This is a genomic window from Ruminococcus albus AD2013 (assembly GCF_000526775.1).
Classification (GTDB): Bacteria; Bacillota; Clostridia; order Oscillospirales; family Ruminococcaceae; genus Hominimerdicola; species Hominimerdicola alba_A.
Genome location: NZ_JAGS01000001.1, coordinates 1,286,018 through 1,308,625 on the forward strand (window position 1 = coordinate 1,286,018; position 22,608 = coordinate 1,308,625).

Here is a 22,608-nt window from a genome sequence, read left to right on the forward strand (position 1 = left end):
TTGCAACCGCAGCACCCTCTAACCATATCCGAACATCAGAGTAAAAAACATATTAACTGGTGAAATAAGCTGTTTCAGTGCGCACACCCCCAAGCCCTCTTCAAAAAAGAGGACTCGGGGGTGTTTTGTTCTATTTGTTTTTATGCCGTTTTCAGTTCAAAAAGAGAAATTCCAAGCCGGTTTTCTGAGATCTTAGACTTCAGGATGCTATTGTTAAAGCTTTATCTGATTCCATTCTGGAGCCGATGCCGCACAGGCAGGTAATAAAGCATAATCCCGATTATGTAAAGCATAAAATACCAGTGAAACCTGCAACTCCAAAGCCGGATGCGCCGATATCAGAATGTCAGAGGTCAAAGATCATATTCAGTCGTGATGCCTTTCTCCTTGTGTTCATCTATCATCTGCCGAAGTTCTGTAGCCAGTCTCAGCATTTCTGAGATAACGGATTCATCTGTTATGTTGTGCGCAAGCCCATACTGCTTATCAGCTGCAAGGGTAAGAACAGCTTTCCAAACGAAAAGGCGTTCTATGCTTTTGTGAGGCGCACGCCGGATATCATTCTTAAAATAAGGAATAGCCGGGGATTTTCGATTACAAAAAAAGCGCATCCGTTTATAAAAAAAGGATGCGCTATATTGGATTTATCGTCAACTCAGTAATTTTTCCCCTTTTATATGAGCTGCTATTTTTGAAATATCAGTAATATTTATAATTCCATCGCCGTTAACATCAGCACGTAACTTTTCATCATCGCTCAGTAGCTTCTTGCCTTTAATATGAGCTGCAACCTTAGTAACGTCGGTAACAGTTAACTCTCCATCACCGTTAACATCACCTTTTGATAACGTCGTTCCCTTTTCTATAGTAACTGTTACCGCTCTACTTTTGATCTTGTCGGTTTGCCAATTGCCGTTAACCTTGGCGCAGACTGCAACCGTGTATTTGTGTCCCGGTGTGAGTTTGGGCGAGGTGAATGAGGTCTTTGTTGCGGGGATATTCTGATCTGCGATCTTCCACTTGCCTTTGATGTATACGGCAACGCCGTACTTTTCTGCACCCTCAACTTCCGACCAGTGGATCATGAACTGGTTATATGTTTTGTTGTATTCGGTGTTGGTAACGATCGGGTACACGGGTGTTTTCTCATACGGTGTGACGGTTATCATATTCGAGTAATTGTCGTACCACTCGCTGTCAAACATTGATAACACGGCAACGCTGTAATTCTCACCCGGTTTCAGATTTCTAAGCACAAAGGAAGTATCGGAAGTATTTTCAACAATAGTCCATTCGCCATCGACCTCGACTGCGACAGCGTATTTTTCAGCGTCTTTTACAGCTTTCCACTTGAGTGTGACACAGCCGTCGCCCGGGGTGTATGTAACAACGGGATTGGCAGGTTCGATATCTTCGCACAGTTCATAGGCGATCTTGTTGTTTTTGGCATATTTTTCGCCGCTTGTGCCTTCATAGCAGTATATCTTGAAGTTTTCCATCACACGGGCTCCGTCCTGGACGAAATTCGGAGACCAAGGATACCCCTCCGCGAGATGATAGTAGTAACCGATAGCGTAATCGCCAATTTTTATATTACTCTTCGGCAGAGTCGCGCTTGTCATAGCGATGCAGTCAAAAAACGCATTCTTTCCAATGCTCTCAACGCTTTCCGGGATAGTTACGCTTTTGAGCTTTCTACAGCCCTCAAAAGCGGATTCACCTATACTTTTAACGCCGTTCGGGATAATTACGCTTTCAAGCTTTTCACATTCGTAAAACGTATTTTCATCTATACTCGTGATGGTGTCAGGCAGCGTTACGCTTGTTTTGCCGCACGGGAAAGTCACGAGTTTTGTCATGTCCTTATTATACATAACACCGTCTACCGAGGAATAGTAACTGTTGTCGGGATCAACATTTATGCTTTCAAGATCGGATTCAAACCACGACTTGAATGCATTCTTACCAATGCTCGAAACATTGCGGGGAATAGTTACGCTTTTAAGCTTAGTGCAGTCTGCAAACGCAAAATCTCCGATGCTTGTGACACTGTCGGGGAGATTTATGCTTGTCAGACGGCAAAGTTCAAACGCATTAGCTCCAATGCTCGTAACACCCTCCGGGATGGTTACATCTGTAATGCCGTCACAATAGGTAGTAAATGCGTTGTCTCCGATGCTTGTAACACCTTCTTCAATAACAACTCTTTTTATGGAGTTGCTGTAACCCTTCCCGATATCTGAATCATAAGAATGGACATAATTATTCATTTCTCCCGTACCGCTGATCGTAAGTGTGCCTTCGTTATCAAGGCTCCAGGTCAGATTTTCACCGCAGGTGCCGCTTGCAACGCTTTCGGCGCTTGCCGCAATATCAAACTGCAAATCGACCACGTTCCCAACGACCGCGCCACTGCCCGAAAGCACAATTGCCAGTGCCGCCAGTCCGCTTATAATTCTTTTTTTCATAATCGTATCAGTCCTTTTGTTTGTAAATAATGCATTAACAGTATTATACTTCAACCGTAACAGTTTTTCAAGAGCAAAAAATCTGAATTTTCCGGATAAATTTTGTGAATGTGATACATACTCTTACCAAAACCGCTAACATTAGCATATCGCACAGTACGCTGACAGAGTTGTAACTATAGAAGATGGTAGAATCGTATAAACACTTTATCCGGTAATACCGCCTTAGTACTGGAATATCACTACAGACTAATCACTCGAAAAAATCATCTTTTTTAAACTGCGTTTGCAACCTATGAAGTCAAAAAAGATGATTTCACTTAAAAGCGCGTATTTACGCGCTTTTTTGTTGCCCTGAAGCAGAAATTTTTTATATGAAAACCGAAGATGATTTTCGATCTCAAATACCGTTTGAAGGGATTCGAACTCTTTTTTGGATCGTTTTCGGAAGAATGAAAGATTTTTTTGAAGGGAAATAACTCAAATTTACATCAAAAAGTTTCACAAACTTTCCAGCCCGGATTTGGTGCTTTTCACGAAATGTGAGAACACTGAATTCGTTTTTTTTATTTTTAAATACAGAAGAACGGAGGTGAAAGAATGCCGGGAAATTTTGATGGGATAAAAAATAGAAAATTTGGTATCGATATCGAGATGACAGGCATAACTCGGTGTGAAGCTGCTAAAGCAATTAAAAAAGTTCTTGGGGTGATATAGAACATGTGGGCGGTACCTACGACAAATACACTGTCGTCGATGACAAATGAAGAAAATGGCAGATAGTCTTCGATTATCATGTTGACCATATCTTCTCCCGGAAGCTGTCAGGTACAAACACCATTTACCGCCGTATCCATGAGTATGAGACTGTTCACCACATCACCGATCAAACTTCCGCATAAGCATATTGAACCGAATATATTGGTATGTACGATGTTCACCTGAACCACATTTTCATGGTGCCAAGTACCTGAACAAGCTCGGATTCGCTTATTACATAAGGGACCATAGCATACATATATTTCAGGAAAGTCCTGCTGAATACTCCGTGTTCGTATGCGAATTTCTTAAATCCTTCAAGTACCTTTGAGTCATATACCTCAATGCAGACACAGCCGCCCATGATGCGTACCTCTTTTATGCGATGGTCGGTAAATCCCGACATTTCACGGCGGGTGATCTCCTCTATACGACGTATTTTAGAAATGTAATCCTCTCGTTCAAACAGCTCTATGGATTTTAATGCTGCGCAGCAAGCAAGAGCATTTCCCATAAATGTCGGTCCATGCATGAAAGCATGAGTAGGATCATCGCTCATAAATCCCTCCCATACTCTGCGGTTAGCTACTGTAACTGCATGACCTATATATCCGCCCGTCAGAGCCTTTCCGAGAACAAGTATATCCGGCAGAACAAGATCAGCTACAAAGCGGTTTCCTGTGCGACCGAAGCCTGTTGCGACTTCATCAAAGATCAGCAATACGTCATATTGATCGCATAACTGCCTTGCTCTTTCAAGAAAACTAATATCATACATACGCATTCCGCCTGCACCCTGAAGAAGCGGTTCAACGATAAAACAGGTAAGGCGGTCTCCATATTCTTCAAACGCCTTTTCAAGTGCAGGTATCTCCGTAGGTATATGGACAACACCACGCTTTTTCTCGCTGTTAACGCCGAAGGCAAAGTGATAGTCCTCATCATCACCGACTTCCATAGCCTTGAATGTATCTCCGTGATAGGCGTGTTCAAGCGAGAGTATCATATCCCGTTCAGAGCCTCGGTTTGTATTGAACTGCAATGCCATTTTCAGTGCGACTTCCACAGCTACGCTGCCTGAGTCTGAGAAAAAGCAGTAGTCCAGATCCCCGGGCAGCCATTGCGCCAGTTTGTCAGAGAGCTTCCGGACAGGTTCATGTGTCATTCCACCAAGCATAACGTGTGCAAATTTTTCAAGCTGACCGCTGATAGCGGAATTGATCTCGGGGTGATTGTAGCCATGAATAACACTCCACCACGAAGATACCGAGTCTATCAGGTCATGACCGTCCTCTGTGTAAAGATGAACGCCCTTTGCATGGGATATTTTTATGGGTGCATCAAGTGTTTTCATCTGAGCATATGGATACCAGATCATTTTTTCTCTCCTCTGTCACATATTCTTTTCAGTGCGTCTTCTGAAATGTCAATATCGGTATCATTCTTACCGACACAGGCAATAACAGGCACCCCTGTGAGTTTTTCGCACATCAGCTTGTTATCCTCTTCCATTACATCGCCCCGGTGGAAGTTGTTCAATATCAATCCCCGTATCTCCAGACCGTGAGCCTTCATGTATTCACATGTAAGAACCACGCTGTTGATCGTTCCAAGTCCTGCATCTGCCACTATGATCGTGGGAAGTCCGAGGGCTTTGATAATATCCTCCAGCATTATCTTTTTATCATCATAACGAATGGGACATACGATACCGCCGCTTCCTTCGCAGATAACGTATTCATATTCATCGCAGATCTTTTTGTACTGTGTCTTGACCGTACTGATTTCCACAGGATCACCCTCTATCTTTGAAGCAAGGTGAGGAGATACTGCCGTTTCATAAATATAAGGACACATTGTATCAAGCGGCTGTGTTATTCCCGATATTTTCTTTACATAAGCAGCATCACCTGGTATGAGTCTGCCGTTTTCATCACGTTTGTTTCCACTGACTGCCGCTTTGAAATAGGCAGTGTTGCAACCTATTTCACTAAGTTTTTTGACAAGCAGTGCTGTGACAAATGTCTTTCCGATATCCGTCCCCGTGCCTGTAACAAATATTCCTTTATGCATTGTTATCCCTCCCCGTAGAATATCCGATCCGATTCAGCATAGCAATATCTTCACGTATACGATTTCCCGATGTAGTCAGCATATCACCCGTGATAGCCGAATTTGCACCAGAAAGAAAAGCTCTTTCACCACAATTTGTCATAAGGTTTCGACCTGCGGCAAGGCGGATATCGGCTTCGGGAACGATAAAGCGGAATATCGCAACAGTCCGCAGAATATCAGACTCGTTGATCCGTTCGATATTTTCAAGAGGTGTTCCTTTAATTGGCATCAAAGCGTTGATCGGTATCGAACTTACGCCAAGCTCACTAAGTGTAAGAGCCATATCGATACGATCCTGCCAGCTTTCGCCCATACCTATGATACCGCCAGAACATACTTCAAGTCCTGCCGCCTTCGCTCTGCGTATACATTCAAGTTTGTCCTCAAAAGTGTGTGTTGTGCAGATATTTTTGAAATTTGCTCTCGAAGTTTCTATATTCGCATGATACCTTGTAACTCCAGCCTGACGAAGCATAGAGAACTGCTCTACTTCAAGCAGACCGAATGAGGCACATAAACCCACATGATGTTCACATGAAAGGGTACGATATGTATCAAGCGCCTTTTCAAATTCATTACCGCTCAGTCTGCGTCCTGCGGTAACTATCGCAAAGCGATGTACGCCCTGTTCTTCATTATGCTGACATTCAGCCGTGATCTTCTGCTTATCAAGAAAAGCATATTCTTCGATACCCGTACAGTGATGGGACGATTGCGCACAGAACTTGCAGTCCTCGGAGCATCGACCGCTTCTTCCGTTGATTATACTGCAAAGATCGGCTCTGCTGCCGCTGAAATGTTTACGCAGTTTATCGGCACATTCTGTCAGTTCTTCTAATTCAGTGCTAAGAAGAAAACTCAGATCATCTTCTTTTGTAAGCCTTTTTCCATTGATTATCTTCTCCGTAATTTTCTTAATATCCATTATACTGTTCCTTTCTCATGAATTACAGGCATAAGCCTTTTAGCTAATATTGCAGATAATAAACAAAGTGCAATATCCCCCGGAACTGCAAGCACAAAGCAGTACAAAAACAAAGTACCTATTCCTATGGGATCATGCAAATATACTGCACTTATAATATAGTAGTAGAGCATTCCAAAAGCGTAAACAACCGCAAGTCCTGCAAAACAGCCGATCAGTATGCGTTTTGTATCAGGTTTTGCGCTGTGGGCAATAGCTCCCGTAATATACGATCCCGCAATAAAACCAACAAGATAGCCGAATGTCGGCTGCAGCACATAACCTATACCGCCTCCGCCTGTAAAAACAGGCAATCCTGCAAGCCCAAGAATAACATACAGAGCTGTTGCCGCAGCACCTTTGTTTTTTCCAAGAATGATCCCTGCAAGAGTGGTGAACAGAAACTGCAGTGTGAACGGGCAAACAGGAACAGGGATACGAATATATGCGCCTGCTGTTATCAGCGCGGTAAACATTGATATCAGAACCATACCTTTTGTTTTGTTTATATTGTTAATGTCAATCACTTCCTCCTCAAAATATCTTGTAAAATCTCATAAATACTCGCGAAATCTCAGTATTTCATAATGATAAGTTCAAGAAATGAACCAAGTTATGGATGATCCAAAGCATTGAATGCCGGATTTAACGTTATCAGGGTACGGCAAACAAAACGTCTTGAGAGATCTGTTTTGACAGCCTTGATGCGACCCATATCCGTTACGGCAGCAAACCTCCTCTGTCCAACGGGATCATTCGTCACGCGAAGTCCCAACTTCCTTCGTTCTGCCTATCCATAACAGGGCGTCGGCGCAGCTCCGTTTCGAGGTCATGCCCCTTGGTAATAATTCCTGCCGACTGCCGGCTCATCCTTTGTTGTTTTCTTAGTGTTGCTTCCTCTGCAGCACCTTTCGGCGGACGCTGCCTGCAGTTTCAGCTTGTAGGTCTTACACCCGTTAAGCTGCTTGCAGCTCTTCGGGACGCCTGATGTCTCTTAACAGTTTTTCAGGATCATAGTCAGCACCACTTTTCAGTATGGCATAAAACACTCGTATCAGCTTGTTTGACAGTACCATCAGCGACTGTTTCTTTTTCAGCGGATTCGTTTTTCTGCCTGTGTAATAGTGATGTATTTCCTTGAATTCCGGATTTGTCGCTGTCAGTGATAAGACTGCCTCAAACAGAAGAAACCTAAGCCGCTTCCGCCCTCGCTTACTTATCCTTGACTGCCCTTTGTGCTTGCCCGAGCTGTTCGCAACTATTGCCTGCCCTGCAAGCTTCTGTATCTGCTTGGGGTCATTAAATCTGCTTACATCTCCGACCTCTGCGATAAATCCTGATACGGTCTTTATCCCGATGCCCTTTATCTGCATCAGCTTCTTTGCATATGGCACCTTACTGACCAGTGTTTCGATCAGCTCCATTATCTGTTCAAGTCGGTTTTGAAGTCTGTCGTAGTCCTCAAGCAGCAGAGTTATCTCAAACCTCGCAGTTTCATGTCCCTCGGTATGACCTATGCTTCGCCTTGCAGCCTCTACCAGGGTCTTAGCCCTCTTTTTACCGACTGCTCTCAGCTTGGCTTCACGCCATATCTCATTGATCTTTTCCTCTCCGAGCGCTATGATGTCACACGGCAGTGCAGCTTTTTTCAGTATCATCATACTGCTGACTGCACTGAAACTACCGTAAACGTCTTTATACTCCGGAAAGTATATCGCAAACCAGCGCTGTATGCGATTTTTGATCCGTGTGAGTTCTGCCTCTGCCTGAAACCTAAGAACGGTTGCGTTTCTTAGCTCGGCGTATATACCCTCAGGCATATACGGATAAGCGTATCTGCCTTCAATGACGAGTTTCGCAATTGTTTTGGGATCCTTCCTGTCGTTCTTGCTGGGAAGGTGATCATCAAGTTCTTTGCTTCGCTTAACGTGGAGCGGATTGACCAGTACCGGCTGCATTCCGTTATCCTGAATAAACTTAGCGAGATCGAACCAGTAATGTCCTGTCGGCTCCATAGCCGGCATAACGGTTTCTTTTCCGCTCTTTTCCATGATCCCGGTGATCCATTCAAAAAAGCCTGCGAATCCTTCTGCGTCATTTGTGAACACATAGGCCTTCTTTGAATATTCCATCCCTCTCCAGTCAAATGCTCTGGCATAGTGCTTTTCGCTGCCTACATCGATCCCGACAATTATTTTTTCTTCTCCTACTTGCAAAATCTTTTCATTTTGTGTATAATACATATAGAGGACACCTTTCTGTAGTTTGTATTACTAACTTTCGCATCGTCAGTATTTACATTCTACACTGAGGTGTTCTTTTTTGCAACCCCTTGATTTGTTTGGTTACAGGAAGCTCCGTTCAATATTATAGCACAGCACAGCTCTGTTGTCAACCACAATTACATTAAAAGTTGACAATATAAATTCAAATCAATTTACCCTAAAAAAACAGCCATCAGAATTATTGAAGGCTGTTTTAAATATTCAGTTCCAATAGAAAATAACCTGATAATGGTATGTACCACAATGTTTTTTGTCTTATGCGGAATATTTTTTTGTGCCATTAGGCAATAGCAAAAAAGCAATATCGGCTAATTCAGTTCAGCTAAATCGATCAAATTGATTTATATTTGAAAGATCCTTATAGATAGCATCCGGCTCTTCTGCTGTTACAGCATCAAAAGAGTGTCCTGCGGTGGTGATTCTCCCTCTTGCATAGTTTCAACATGGGATTTCTGTTGATGATGACGGTGACTTCATAGGGTGGATTTCTCAGAAATGGGATTGCTTTTTCGGGGGGGCGGTATGGTATAATGAAAAGCAGAAGTTACCACTTGGATTACTTGAATGGATTTGATTATAAATCATTTTCTTTTATTAGGAGATTGGCTGTTAATTGATTATGGGGTGTGGAATAGTTGGCGGTTATTTTACAGTGAGTATGAGTGTGGAAGGCTGATGGTCGGGCAGCAATCTTCATAGCTTCTGCCAGTGCTGCCCGACTACAAGCATTTCTTTAACACTTCAACTCCAACGGCAGTGAAATTATTGATGTAACATACAATTCCTACAATGGCAATGTTACTTGCATATCATCGAAAAAAAACAGAAATATGCGCTATGTTCAAAAATACATAAAGATTTTTCTCTCTAAAACAATATGTGGATATCTTTACAATTTTGACGATGCTTCAATCCGTGCTCTAGTAAGCGGTGAAAATTAATCATATATTATATTTTACAGCTTTATAGCCGTCTGTTATATTTATGCTTGAATGCTAAATTCTGATCATCAGGTTTGTCCTATCAACATAAACACAATGCCCCGAGCACTTGATGTGCTCAGGGGCAAAACTTCTGTATGGGTATTTTTCAGCCTTTCAATGGGATAGCTGTACTGTTTTTATCACTCGGAGACCTTGGTCACAGGTATCACTGCGCCGTTATACTTATCAAGGATGAACTTCGCTGTATCCTCGGACTGGAGTATCTCGACCAGTGCTTTCAGGCCCGGGTCATCTGCCTTATCTGGGGTGGTCACGATAATATTGGCATAGGGTGAATCCTCGCCTTCACGGAACAGATACTTTGTTGCGTCAAGACCTGCTTCGATTACCTTGTTGGTGTTGTTTATGTACACATCGAACTCATTGATATGTGCATTTATCTGATAGCTGTCAAGCTCGGTTATCTCGATGGGCTTGATGTACTCTTCGATATCAGCTACACTTGCACGCGCGTTCTCGGTATTGCCCAGCTTTATCCAGCCCTGCTGTTCAAGAATACGGAGAGCTCTGTATTCGTTTGTGGCATCATCTGGCAGAACTACTGTTGCACCGTCGGGTACTTCGTCTGCGGAAGTATATTTCTCGGAGTATGCGCCGATAGGCTCAACGTGTACACCGCCGATATTTACCAGTGTACCGTTGTTTATCTCGTTCCATTCAATAAGATAAGGTTCATGCTGATTGAAGTTGAAATCTACCTCGCCGTTCTGGGTCTTTTCATTCCATGTAGCATCTGAAGCTGTGCTGACTATATCGATGGTATAGCCTTTCTCATTCAGCTTAGGCTCTACGTATTCGAGTATCTCGCTGTGTGGGGTGAGGTCTGCCAGTGCTGTTATGGTGGTGAGTTCCTTGCCGTCAGCTGTTTTGGTCTTGCTCTTTTTCTCGGGTGAATCTGCCTTTGCATTTCCGCCGCAGCCTGTAAGTACTGCCGAGATAAGTGCTGCTGCTATGGCTGCCGAATAAAGTCTGTTGTTTTTCATAATTGATTCCTCCTAAAAATTCATTTTAACTTTTCCTTTTACTTATATTATGATAGTTTATATAAGATGTCTCTTTTTAAGTATGAGATTTGATATCAGGTCGCCGAATATCTGTGCTATCTCAACCATGACTATAAGTACCAGCACAGAAGCTATCAGCATATCGTGGTAAAATCTGTTGAAGCCGAAGCGCACTGCTATATCGCCGATACCGCCCGCGCCGAAGCTTCCTGCCAGTGCTGTCATGGAGATTATACCTATAAGTGCTACTGTGAACCCTCTTATTATAGAAGGTATAGCTTCGGGCAGCATCACCTTGAAAACTATCGCCGCCGAGCTGCTGCCCATTGCCTTTGCGGCTTCTATCTTGCCTTTGGGTATCTCAACGAATGCACCCTGCACCAGTCTTGCGTACATGGGTATACAGCTTGCCGCCAGTGCGATTATACAAGCATTTACACCGTAGCTTTGCCCCAGCAACATTCGTGCCAGCGGGAGTGTTATGATTATCATTATCATCTGGGGAAGTGACCTGAGACAATTGACTATCGTGCCTGCCGTTTCATTCAGTACAGGTACGGGTCTAACGCCTTCCTTGGATATAACTGAAAGTGCTATGCCTAGAAGTACTCCCAGCACGAGGGTTATCACTGCGCTGAGTGCCACCATGTAAAGAGTATCCCACACAGCTGGGAGCAGTACGTCCCAGACCTCTTTGCTGAATGCGTGCTTTACCACTTCCCAGAAAGGAAATTTCAAAAAACTCAAATTCCCTCACCTCCTGTAAATGAATTATCATGTCTGAATTCTTTGTATACTTCAAGGAATATTTTACCCGTATTGCTCTGGGGGTCAAGGAAGATATCCCTTGTGGTGCCTGTTTCGGTTATCACGCCGTTTTCCAGAACTGCAACCCTGTTGCATATGCGCTTTGCCGCTTCAAGCTCGTGGGTTATCATTATTATGGTAACGCCAAGCTCTTTGTTGATATGTTCAAGCAGGTCGAGTATCGAAAGGGTTGAAACAGGGTCGAGGGCGCTGGTGGCTTCATCGGAGAGAAGCACATCGGGGTCGGTAGCAAGTGCCCTTGCTATGCCTACGCGCTGTTTCTGTCCGCCCGAAAGCGAACCGGGATAAGCATTCTTCTTATCGGAAAGACCCACAAGCTCCAGCAGCTTATTGACCTTTGTCTCAATATCCTTTTTTGATACCCCCAGCAGTTTCAACGGATATGCGATATTCTTGAATACCGTCATGGAATCAAAAAGATTGAACTGCTGGAATATCATGCCTATTTTTTTTCGGCGTTCGGTGAGCTGTTTTTTATTCAGTGAAAGTATCTCGGTTTCACCGATGAATATTTTGCCTCTGTCGGGTTCTTCAAGGCGGTTGATGCACCTGACAAGTGTGGATTTGCCTGCCCCTGAAAAACCGACTATCCCGAAGATATCACCCTTTTCGATCTCAAGGTCGATACCCTTGAGGACTGTATTTTCTTCTTTTCTGTTTTTAAATGACTTGTATAGCCCTTCTATTCTTATATATGAACTCATGGTATCTTGTCATATCTCCTTTGCTTATAACGCTCTATATGGTATTTTTATAACTTCCCTCTTGATTCATTGAATATATTTATAGCATATATTTCGGATATAATCAACAAATAAATGAGATAACGTTATCACTTAAATGCAGGAACACTACGAAATTGCTGACAAACTGTTAACTATTCCTCACCCAAAAGTTAAATGATAGGTATTAAGATATTGTTTTTTTTGAAAGCAAAAAAAATATCGGTCCAAATGCGACAACGATATCACACACAACGGCGTGCTTTATTGGTGCTCCGATGATTCATACCACGTTTTTCAGAGATATTTATCATAAATTTGTGATAACGTTATCTTAGTTAAAAAAACATATTATTCTGCTCGGTCTTATTATGTGATTGAGGTTCTTATAATAATCTGGTTGTTAAACATCCATTTACGTATAATAGTGTTTTATATTTGCTTGAAGAAAAAAATCTCAAAATGTGACTTCTCATTAGAGTTTTCTATTTTCAGGCAATGCATTACAGAACGTCAAATCATATTTTAGATAATCTTTGTTGAATATCGCCTTTGACACAACATAATAATTTTGCTATAATATTCAGGTAATCATATCATAATTATAGCACTGACACACGTTGTATTCTCAGGAATGCGTAAATCTGATCACGGAATGCTATCCGCAGATGAAGTATCCTTTGAGTACAGCGTGTTTTTTTGTGCGGAAACGGAGAAAACTATGCCAAGAAACCAATTTGAGAGAATGATGTTCGCTTTGATGACTGTTATCGTGACGGTACACGCTTATGTGTTTTACAGTCTGTATGTTGTCAACAGCTCCACGCTTATGAGTGTTACGGGAGAAAACAGTGTGCTCGGTGCAGTAAATGCTATGGGCGGTGTCTATATGTTCGGAAGAAATCTGCCTATCTGGGCAGTTGTGATCACAGAGTTTATCCTTGCATACACTCTTGAAATCACGGTTGGCAGCCCCTTGTCCTTTAAGCTCGCCTGTAAGGTTTTTGATCCGAGAGAGACACACCCTGTACTCTTTGAAACTGCGATCATCTGTGCAACAGTCGGCATCATGTGTCCTGCGATGAGCTTCCTTGCGGCTTTCCTCTACTATCCCTACTATGCAGGATTCAACATCTTTACATTCCTCGCCAACTGGATCAAGCTTGTATGCTTTAATTTCCCGTTCGCATTTTTCTCACAGCTATTCTTTATCCAACCGCTGATCAGAACGTGCTTCAAAGCTATATTCAGAAGAAATCCGAAACAGCTCAGGCAGTAAAGGCGTGAACTTTGTGCAAAACTCCCTTTGCTTTTTCACATAAAAAGTGATATAATAAAACAAGAGAACGTGTAGCAGTTACTGCGTAAGTCCAGTTACTTGCTTCACGTTCTATTTTTTTGCGAGGTGATACTTGTGTATAAAGTTGACGATATGGTAATGTACGGCTCATTCGGTATATGTAAGGTCACAGCGATAGAAAAGCGTGATCTTACAGGAGAAGAACAGGAATATTACATTCTTAAACATATAAACTCTGAGAAAAACATCTTCTATGTACCGACCAATAATGACAAGGCTCTCAGTAAGATGCACCGGATATGCTCAAAGGCTGAGGTCGATGAGCTGATCTCCCACATGAACTCTGAGGGGCTTATATGGATTGACAACGACATCAAGCGCAAGGAAGAATACAGCCGCATTATTAAAGATGCCGACAAGCATGAGATCATAAGACTTATCAAAACGCTGTACCTTCGCCGTAAGGAGCTGGCGAAGAACGGAAAGAAGCTGCGCTCCACCGACGAGAACTATCTTAACCTTGCTGAAAATATGCTCTTTGAAGAGTTTGCCTACGCTCTTGATATCGACAAAAGCGAAGTTGTTGAATATATCGAAAAGCATATCGCATGAAATTTGTGAAAAAACACAATTTGAAAAATGCTGAAAAATTTGATATAATTAGTACATAACGAGTAGCGATCCTGCGTAAGTCCGGTTATTGCTACTCGTTTTATTTTTTTGGGGAGGTAGATCATAATGAAAAGAACCAAAGAAGCGTGTATCTGCCAGACACTTCATTTTATGCTCAAGGCATAAACGTTCACAAAAGTTCTTGAAGGCTGCACACCGACTGAAACAACCTACATTATCATAGTTAGAAAACTTATTGAGTGTGTGAAAATAATAAATAAAGCGGAGATAAAAGTTATTTTTAAGGATGGTCATGAAATCGATGAAGAAGCCAGAGCTACATTAACATAGCTCGTACCGACGCAGCGATATGCAAACGGGTGGATGATGCTGTGATCATAGCAATTCGGATAGCCTTATCGACGGTTTCGTTACCTGTCCCTATGAAAGATACGATCGCAAGTGCATTGGCAAGAACGCCACTGATTATACGCTTTTTCATTGTTATCAACTCATTAGTTCCAAGTATTGACTAAATATTGCTCTCGGTTACACTCTATCAAATTATACTGTTTGTACAATAATATATTAGCTATTATTAAAAGAATATCATTTATCGATGCCGCAGCAAAACACAAACGCAATAAATGAATTGTTTATTTTAACATAGAAGTGAAATAAACCACTCTTGAATAACATGATCTCGTTGTTCCTGAATCTATGCCTGTTTTAGATCAGATCTCAGAGCGATTTTGCTTTATATACGAAAATGCCGAGGCAATGACCTCGGCATTCTTATCTGATAGTATCAGGTGTACTAATTACATATATTTGTATTCAACCTTATAATTGCCGGTAAATCTGCCGCAATAATACTCCTTGTATGTATACTTAACAACAACTTGTCCGCCTATATAAGTGCCATATGTGGAATAGAGTACATATGAGAAGCCGCTGGCAGATGCAGTGATAGATGTAGGCTGAATAGCCTTATCTACGGCTTCGATACCTGTGCCTGCGAAAGAAACGATTGCCATTGCTACGGCAAGAATGCCGCCGATTATGCGCTTTTTCATTGTTATTACTCCTTTGATTTTAGTATTTTAGTTTTGCAAATTTGTTCACCTAAATAATAGCTATATATTTAATTTAAACCTAAATAATAGTTTCTTATCTAGGTGTGATTTAATTATAACATTTGCACAATTATTAGTCAAGCCATCTTTTAAAAAATCGCAATTTTTGGTTTTCATATAAGAATAAACGCAATAATTGAATTGTTAATATTGACTGCTGACGTAAATACCGACTAAAAATGTGCCAGAATCGAGTAGGAGGCGGCAAATGAGCAGATGACGTCTCACATCACCATGCGCATTGTACGGTACACGGAGGTTCAACCAACTTTACAAAACTCCTGATTTACAGTAGCCTTACGTTGTTTCCATTCAACCACTTTTGCTTAACCGCCTTTGAAGATATCGACAAACGTGTTAATGGGATAACCATATAGAAGAATTTCAAAAAAATCAAACTTCCAATATCTTTTAAAAGCATCTGTACAGTACGTCAGAATCGTTGAAATATCTTCCTCATCAAGCGTTTTCATAATACTTCTATCAATCTGAACTAAGAATTGATATAAAAAGCGCAATTAAAATCATCTTTTTTGATTATAAAGCTATTACAAGTGTCCGTAATATCACCCTATTAAGCGACTATATTTCTTTGCTGATCAAAAGCTAAGTGCGTTACTTGTGGGGCCCTTGACGTTTACCGAATAAGCACTAAATTTGCACGAGTTTAGCTCCTTAAATTTATGCAATGATACAAAGTAAAAAACTTCTTATTCAAAAAGCGTTACTTTTTTTCTAAAATCAGCATTAGTATATGAATGCATTCAATAACAACAGTGAAAGGCGGTGAGTCAGATAACCGATGAACAGAAAGTTCCGGAGTTTGTAATGGAGAAACACGGCAGAACCATAAACGTTGTCATAGCCTCGATGCTCTGCTCTCACTTGAAACGGGCATAAAGACCTTCGGCAGTGAAAAGACAACAACGTATAACAGACAAATAGATAAAGAGCAGTTACATATGAATGCGCTCAATATAAATGAGACAGCAAAAGTAACAAAACGTTTCCCGATGATCTCCATGTCAGCTGCTGCCTGTGCGGCTGTCGTTATAGGTATAGCAGTGGTCAACATGAACGAGAAGAATTCAAAGCCTCTGCCGGTGACAACTCAGGACCGCATGACCACAGACAACCAGACAGTTACAAAAGATGAAGGCAGTACATCCAAAATCGTGATGACCGTTACCGAACAGGACGGCAATTCTTACACCATCACAGATATAGACAGGATAGAGGCTATTGACGCGATAGTCGAAAATGCAAAGAAATGTCATGTATGGGAGGGACATAACTCTAAAAAAATGACCCAGAAGTTTTCAATATCGGTATTGACATATATGTTCACAAGGGGTCGTATGACACGGTGGAAATATCACTCGGAGAAAGATGCTCTGATCTTTCGGGTGTCTGAAAATTGCAATTATTATATGACCCGATATTCTTAATACACTAAGCTCAAATAACCAAGGAGGTTTTAAAAATGTACAAAAATAAAAGAAGTATCATCAGCAGATTATCCGCGATGACAACAGGTATCCTGCTGGCGGCACAGTGCTTTACCGCATTTGCCGAAACACCGTCAATTTGCGGTGATGTTAATCGTGACGGAAAGATAAATGTAACGGACATTATTATCACAGCGGCTCATGTTAAGGGCAAAAAGTTACTTAGCGAAAAGCAAGCTTTCATTGCTGATGTAAACAGCGACGGTAAGGTAAATATATCGGATATCACACTGATCGCCGCACAATGCAAGGGCAAAAAAATGCTGCCAAGGGTGAACAAACCCGAGTTTCGTAAGCTGAGTTCGCTGACGGGTGAGACACTTAGAGCTGCTTCCAACGGAAAGTTGGTAACGGTAAATTTTACGCCGCAGGAAAATGACCCGTCAAATGGCGTGTATGATGTCAAGGTGACTGATATAGAAACAGAGAAAATAGAGCGCGTTCTTTCTTTTGATCACTATGTAGCGGTGGCAGGAATAAAGAAAGACGGCACACTGATAATCGTTGATGAAGTTTCCGGTAATAGCGCGAATATATGCTTCTATCACCCCGACAAGGACGAGCCCGAGGTAGTTGAAACAGAACTGTTTTATCCCGATGTAACGTATAATGAGGAGAATGACGAGGTGTATCTGTATGACGGCAGGATATACAAGCTGACTGCGCAGGGTGAGATGGAAGATATATCGCCTTTCTCAGAAGATGATGATTATTATATTAGCTGTGATCTCAAAAACAAAATGATCGGGTTGCGATCTGACAGTAAGGAAAACCCTTTCCTTGGTGATCTCAGTGTGATCTCACTGCAAACAGGAAAGACACTGTGGAATACAGTGCAGCACAGCGGCAGCACAACGTTTTCAAAGGGATACACGGTAGTGACCGATATTATAGATAAAACCGATGGCATTGAAACTTCTCTGCGATGCTATGACACAAAGACCGGTGAGAAGCTGGGCATATACAAATATGACGACTACGAGCCGATAATGTACTCTTCTGAAAAAAGCGACAAGTTCATTTTTGATGACCATTTCTGTAAGGTTCTGGTGTTCGATCCGAGTAACGGCGGGATGGCGTGTATTGATACAGGTTTGAAGAATATGACTTTATGTAATGCGGTATTCCTCGACGAGGACACAGCGGCATTGGTTATAGCTTATATGGATGGAGAAAAATCAAAGCAAGATGTTTTTATCCTTGATACTTCCAAGCTGGAGTACAATAAGCTTCCCGATGGCATTGATGTTGAAACTTCCGATGTTTTTAAGCCAAAGACACTTGGCGATGAGCTTAAAGAACAGCGCAAAACGGCTGACAGGCTGGAAGACGAGTACGGAATAACCATACTTATCGGTAATGAAGTGCTGAATGTTCAGAATTATGGTTATTCATGGAGCTCCACTGAGGAAAATATGGATCCTCATTATCCGGAAATACTCGATAGTACCCTGTACGAGCTGGAGCAATGGCTGAAGGTATATCCCGAGGGATTCTTTGAGAAGTTCAAAACGGAAGACAATCCTGAGGGATACAGGCTTCTTCTGATAGATGATTTTAATGAAAATGATGGATTAGTAAATCAGGTAGCAGGTCGGACATTCAGGGCTTCTGACGATTATATTGATATTGCAGTGAGCCAATACTGTGGTAATTTAGATGGAGTAATGGATCATGAAACATGGCACGCTGTTGAAGATCTGGTAGGGCTGGAAGATCCTTTTGACGAGGACGAATGGGAAAAGCTCAACCCCGAAGGTTTTGAATACTTCACAGGAGATTACTTCGCCGGTGATATGCCCTGGGACGAAGAATTTGAACAGTATCTGACCCATTGGGCAAGCAGAAATCATAACTATGAGAACGGTTATTTTGTAAGAGATTACAGTGTGATAAATCCACATGAGGACAGGGCGACTATTATGGAATTTGTTTATCCGTCTTTTACAAAGTCAGGAGTTTACGATATGGAAGAGGAACTCCCGAAGTATGCTCATATCAATGCCAAGCTGGAATATATGGCTGAGTGGATCAGACCGTACTTCGGATATGTATATTGGGAAGAAATGATAAAGAACAAATATATTCCCGCGCCCGGAGAAGCATTGGGTTAAGAAAAACAAGAATTATACAACAGAAACCATTGCACACCATAGCTGTGAAATTATAACACGCTTCGTCATATCCATCTGCCCTTTTTATATGAATTTAAAAATGAAATTTCTATTACGGCTTTTGTGCTACTTTACCATATTTACCTATAATTGTCAAGTTCATTTGAAAATATTTTTAATTGACCTCTATCCATAATTTATTTGCTAAATAAGCAAAAACGCTTGACCGCGCAACTATCATGTGTTATACTATTAAATATCAATCGGCGTTTTCTGTTCATTTTTGGAGAAATATTTATGAAATTAGCGGTGGAAGTGGCAGTCATGGAGCTTGACGGCGAATGAAATGCTGTGGCTGTGTGGACTCCGGTATGCTCTTTATGAAAAGCTTTGGTGCAAGCCTTACAGAATACGCTTCAAGATTTTGCACCGCCGTGATAAGGCGCATTCTCAGCCAGAAAAAAATACACTATGGAGAAGATAGCATGGATTTTACGATACGTCTTGCCGACGTGAACATTGCAGTAAACAGCATTTATGAAAATGTGTACCGACTTTGCAGTGATTATATCACCGACAGAAAGCCCGATTTAAGCATTTCAACCTATGCTGAAGATATCGCTTATGAGCGTGAAATTAACAAATGCGAAGCCGACGCAGAGGGTATCCCAATTATCAATTATCCCGACGGGTATCTTGAAACGCTGGCTATATACCGCAAAATAGCCGCCCTGATGTTGAAATTTGACACATTTCTCATGCACGGTGCGGTCGTGGCTGTAAAAAACAAAGCCTGGCTGTTCACTGCACCCTCCGGCACAGGCAAAACCACGCATATCCGCCTGTGGCTTGAAAATATCGAGGGCAGCTATGTTGTGAACGGTGACAAGCCGCTTATTCATGTTGGTGAAAAAGTCACGGTCTATGGTACGCCTTGGGCAGGCAAGGAAGGTATGCAGAAGAATGTTGGTGTTGAGCTCGCAGGTATTGTTTTTCTTGAAAGAGCTATCAAAAACCACATTAAGCGCGAAAGCTTTTCAAAAAGCTTACCTACTCTTATACAGCAAAGCTACCGCTCAGTCAATAAAGCCGATCTCGAAAAGACACTGAACCTCTTAGGCAGGCTCGGTATAAAAATTCCTTTATATCGTCTTAGCTGCAATATGGATAAAGAAGCGGCTTTGACTGCATATGAAGCGCTCTCCCATGACAGTATAAAATAAAATGTACAGGAACGTTTTCAATTTATAACAGTAAGATCACCAACATCTTCACGATATCGGTGCTTTTAGATTTGCTGTCTTGTCTGTCGGGTGTTCGTGTTTTAATATTTCTGTGGTACTACCCAACTTATCAGCATATTGAAATGACGACGTTTTTTGCGAATGAACGAGAACTTTACGAAGATTTATCAAAACGGAATGTTCACGCTTGATGCTAAGTATTTCAATGCGCAGCTGTAAACCGTTCTGCACAAGTCCATTTAATCATTATGTTGCGTAACAATAACAGCGCGACCGATTGAAACTGAATAACAATCAAGCCCCAAGATCTGCTGACAAGCATTTCTTGAGGCTTTGTTTTTCATGTGGTTATTTCTATACGTTAGACTCAGACGGCGCTGAGGAGCATTTCCGTTCACCGAAGTATACAATAAAAGGCTTTGCATCGTTACAAAGCTCTTACGTCGGTTATTCGTCTTCTTCACAGTACACATACTACAATAGTATAAACGAATTCACAAGTTCTCTGTTGATAAGCTGTTTATCATTAATTGCTTCTATATTTGCAATAAATATCTCATATACCAATCCCACTTCAAATGGTCTAAAATAGTTCAAAAACTTGCTTAGGACTACATAATATTGATAACCCAACTAAGTAAAAAGTATTGGCCTCAATTGAAATCCAACTCTTTTCCGGCAGTTGCGAACACAGAAAAGGCTTGACAATTTCGTCCAAATCGGATAGAATATTTATTATATTGTGAGAACTTGCCGCAGTTTATTGACGCATTTGCTGTGCGGCCGATGTAAAATTCTTTCATTCGGAATAATATAAGGAGATTTACTATGGAACAAAATAATCGTCTTTCGGAATTACTAAAAAACACAATCGGTCAGCGCTATGATGCTATTGCATTAAAAATGATCGCAGATGAAACAGAAATCCCCAAAAATGCTGTTTATCCGCTGCGTGATCTCGAACAGCATCTTGCACTGTGTCAGGCGTTCGCGCTTTCAAGACGTGAAGGCAAAACTGTTTATATGCAAAAACAGGACCACTGGTGCTGGGCCCCTCTGATTGCTTACGGACAATATGAACTGCATAAGGATTCAGAAGCTTTCAATGCACTTCTTCCGGTGATCGGCATTCCAGATCCTGAAGCTGCTGCTGCATTTATTGAGAATATCCCGCATCTGCCGACCGGTGTTTATCAAGGCATTTTGACAGCCCCTCTTGGATCTGCAGGATTTGAACCGGATGTGATCGTGATCAATTGCCGCAATGCGGAATTGCGTACAATTTTGTTTGGAATCAAGACGCAGACCGGTCAGACAATGAAAACAGAGTTTGATGCGATCGATTCTTGCGTATGGGGCATTATTCCGGCTATCACAAAAGGTGAATACCGCGTTTCATTTCCAGATCCGGGTGATTTTCAAAGAGCACATACCAGTGAGGATGATGTAATATTTGCAGTCCCGAAAGCTCGGTTTGCAGAATTTGAAAAGGGACTTCAAACACTGGCGCAGATGGGCATGGTACACAGCTTCTTCCAGCCGGGGATGGAATATGATTTTGTCCGTCCGGCATTTTACAATAGAATGTTCAAGGCTTGGGGGCTGGATGTAGGAAAGAATGACCCGAATTGTCCATTTTAATGCTTCGTATTCTAATAGATACGTATTATGCGAGATTATTCTTTATACGAAGTACGACCTCATTGAGATTTTGCAGCTGTGTGATATTTTGATATTCGGACGGAGCTTTTTGCTTTTGTAAGCGTAAACTGTCAACATATACTAATCAAAACCAGCCCTATAAGGGCATGATACTGACACTACCCCTTAAAGGGATCGGGAAAGGTCTCTCAACCGCATTTCATTCCCGTGCAACCCCTCAAGGGGTATTTTGTGTTCGTTTTCTACTTTTTCTTGTATTTTTCTCCTGTAAATGGGTCTACCGTCTCAAACAGGCTGATCTGGTCGCACACTATATCTTCCTGCAGCTGATTCCTGATGTACTCTGCTATCTTTTTCTTGTTCTTTCCTACTGTATCTACATAGTATCCTCTGCACCTGAAGCGACTGTTGCCATACTTATATTTCAGATTTGCGTGTCTGTCAAATATCATCAAAATTCTCTTGCCTTTCAAATATTCCATTATCTCTGCTACACTGTATTTGGGTGGAATAAACAGCAGCATATGTATATGATCAGGACATGCCTCTGCTTCGATCATTTTAACTCCTTTTTGATCACACAAATTTCTCAGTATCTTTCCGATATCCACTTTGATTTTATTATAGATCACCATTCTGCGATATTTCGGTTACAAAAAGAAAAGGCAAGCTGCAAACTTGCCTTTGAATTTCACTTCTTTTTCTTTATAAGATGGATAAAATATATGATACTTATGATAATGATTATGGGCAAGAGAATCCTTAGGATCATCGAAAGCGTAAATACAAGAAGCTTTAAAATCGACGAAACCGTAAGCACCATGACGATTGCTGACACTACCTTAACGGCTTTACTTTTACTTGCTGCAAAAAAGAAAAGAGC

18 protein-coding genes and 1 pseudogene are annotated in these 22,608 nt (G+C 41.6%); 7 read left to right on the top strand and 12 right to left on the bottom strand.

Translation table 11 applies throughout. From position 1 onward, the window contains the following. Positions 1 to 353 precede the first annotated feature (353 nt). The gene (locus tag N773_RS22525) at positions 354 to 611 is read right to left on the bottom strand and encodes a hypothetical protein (protein ID WP_024856899.1); all 258 of its coding nucleotides are present in this window, start codon (positions 609 to 611) and stop codon (positions 354 to 356) included. A 39-nt stretch (positions 612 to 650) separates the two neighbouring features. Next, entirely contained in the window at positions 651 to 2,468 is a 1,818-nt protein-coding gene (locus tag N773_RS0105770) for a leucine-rich repeat protein (RefSeq protein ID WP_024856900.1), read from the bottom strand. Between the two features lie 600 nt (positions 2,469 to 3,068). On the opposite strand from N773_RS0105770, the gene N773_RS22160 reads away from it, so the two are divergent. Next, a complete protein-coding gene (locus N773_RS22160) occupies positions 3,069 to 3,185 on the top strand; it encodes an amidoligase family protein (RefSeq protein WP_155250857.1) in 117 nt (38 codons plus the stop codon). 220 nt (positions 3,186 to 3,405) lie between these two features. On the opposite strand, the gene bioA is transcribed toward N773_RS22160, so the two are convergent. From bioA to N773_RS0105815, 8 genes are all read right to left on the bottom strand, one after another. Beyond that, complete coding sequence (bioA, locus tag N773_RS0105780; protein ID WP_024856901.1) at positions 3,406 to 4,605, bottom strand: adenosylmethionine--8-amino-7-oxononanoate transaminase; 1,200 nt, start codon at positions 4,603 to 4,605, stop codon at positions 3,406 to 3,408. Continuing rightward, positions 4,602 to 5,300, bottom strand: coding sequence for a dethiobiotin synthase (gene bioD / locus N773_RS0105785; RefSeq protein ID WP_024856902.1), 699 nt, complete (start codon positions 5,298 to 5,300; stop codon positions 4,602 to 4,604). Before bioD ends, bioA begins: the two co-directional genes overlap by 4 nt. Then, positions 5,293 to 6,261, bottom strand: coding sequence for a biotin synthase BioB (gene bioB / locus N773_RS0105790; RefSeq protein WP_196231660.1), 969 nt, complete (start codon positions 6,259 to 6,261; stop codon positions 5,293 to 5,295). Before bioB ends, bioD begins: the two co-directional genes overlap by 8 nt. Positions 6,262 to 6,266: 5 nt before the next feature. Continuing rightward, positions 6,267 to 6,797 carry a biotin transporter BioY gene (locus N773_RS0105795; protein ID WP_051454313.1) on the bottom strand — a complete coding sequence of 177 codons (531 nt, stop codon included), beginning with the start codon at positions 6,795 to 6,797 and terminating at the stop codon, positions 6,267 to 6,269. Positions 6,798 to 7,262: 465 nt separating this feature from the next. After that, entirely contained in the window at positions 7,263 to 8,549 is a 1,287-nt protein-coding gene (locus N773_RS0105800; RefSeq protein ID WP_024856905.1) for an IS110 family transposase, read from the bottom strand. A 1,165-nt stretch (positions 8,550 to 9,714) separates the two neighbouring features. Then, on the bottom strand, positions 9,715 to 10,578 hold the full coding sequence (locus N773_RS0105805) for a MetQ/NlpA family ABC transporter substrate-binding protein (protein ID WP_024856906.1): 864 nt from the start codon (positions 10,576 to 10,578) through the stop codon (positions 9,715 to 9,717). 57 nt (positions 10,579 to 10,635) lie between these two features. Continuing rightward, complete coding sequence (locus N773_RS0105810) at positions 10,636 to 11,346, bottom strand: methionine ABC transporter permease (RefSeq protein WP_024856907.1); 711 nt, start codon at positions 11,344 to 11,346, stop codon at positions 10,636 to 10,638. Then, complete coding sequence (locus N773_RS0105815) at positions 11,343 to 12,131, bottom strand: methionine ABC transporter ATP-binding protein (protein WP_024856908.1); 789 nt, start codon at positions 12,129 to 12,131, stop codon at positions 11,343 to 11,345. The genes N773_RS0105810 and N773_RS0105815 overlap by 4 nt, the downstream gene beginning before the upstream one ends. Before the next feature lie 739 nt (positions 12,132 to 12,870). Between N773_RS0105815 and N773_RS0105820 the strand changes: the two genes are divergently transcribed. Both N773_RS0105820 and N773_RS0105825 read left to right on the top strand, forming a co-directional pair. Then, positions 12,871 to 13,428, top strand: a complete 558-nt coding sequence (locus N773_RS0105820) for a hypothetical protein (protein ID WP_024856909.1) — start codon at positions 12,871 to 12,873, stop codon at positions 13,426 to 13,428. A 135-nt stretch (positions 13,429 to 13,563) separates the two neighbouring features. Continuing rightward, entirely contained in the window at positions 13,564 to 14,061 is a 498-nt protein-coding gene (locus N773_RS0105825) for a CarD family transcriptional regulator (RefSeq protein ID WP_024856910.1), read from the top strand. A gap of 821 nt (positions 14,062 to 14,882) precedes the next feature. On the opposite strand, the gene N773_RS0105835 is transcribed toward N773_RS0105825, so the two are convergent. Beyond that, positions 14,883 to 15,137, bottom strand: coding sequence for a hypothetical protein (locus N773_RS0105835; protein ID WP_024856911.1), 255 nt, complete (start codon positions 15,135 to 15,137; stop codon positions 14,883 to 14,885). 1,022 nt (positions 15,138 to 16,159) lie between these two features. Here N773_RS0105835 and N773_RS0105840 point away from each other — a divergent pair. The 4 genes from N773_RS0105840 to N773_RS0105855 all read left to right on the top strand — a co-directional run bounded on the left by N773_RS0105840 (position 16,160) and on the right by N773_RS0105855 (position 21,704). Further along, complete coding sequence (locus N773_RS0105840; RefSeq protein WP_024856912.1) at positions 16,160 to 16,645, top strand: hypothetical protein; 486 nt, start codon at positions 16,160 to 16,162, stop codon at positions 16,643 to 16,645. A 35-nt stretch (positions 16,646 to 16,680) separates the two neighbouring features. Then, positions 16,681 to 18,819 carry a dockerin type I repeat-containing protein gene (locus N773_RS21075; protein WP_024856913.1) on the top strand — a complete coding sequence of 713 codons (2,139 nt, stop codon included), beginning with the start codon at positions 16,681 to 16,683 and terminating at the stop codon, positions 18,817 to 18,819. A 371-nt stretch (positions 18,820 to 19,190) separates the two neighbouring features. After that, entirely contained in the window at positions 19,191 to 20,042 is an 852-nt protein-coding gene (locus N773_RS0105850) for a hypothetical protein (RefSeq protein ID WP_155250858.1), read from the top strand. 849 nt (positions 20,043 to 20,891) lie between these two features. Then, the gene (locus tag N773_RS0105855; RefSeq protein WP_024856915.1) at positions 20,892 to 21,704 is read left to right on the top strand and encodes a DUF169 domain-containing protein; all 813 of its coding nucleotides are present in this window, start codon (positions 20,892 to 20,894) and stop codon (positions 21,702 to 21,704) included. A gap of 263 nt (positions 21,705 to 21,967) precedes the next feature. Here N773_RS0105855 and tnpA read toward each other — a convergent pair. Continuing rightward, a pseudogene (gene tnpA / locus N773_RS0105860) lies at positions 21,968 to 22,375 on the bottom strand (IS200/IS605 family transposase); the annotation flags it as partial. Positions 22,376 to 22,608 lie beyond the last annotated feature (233 nt).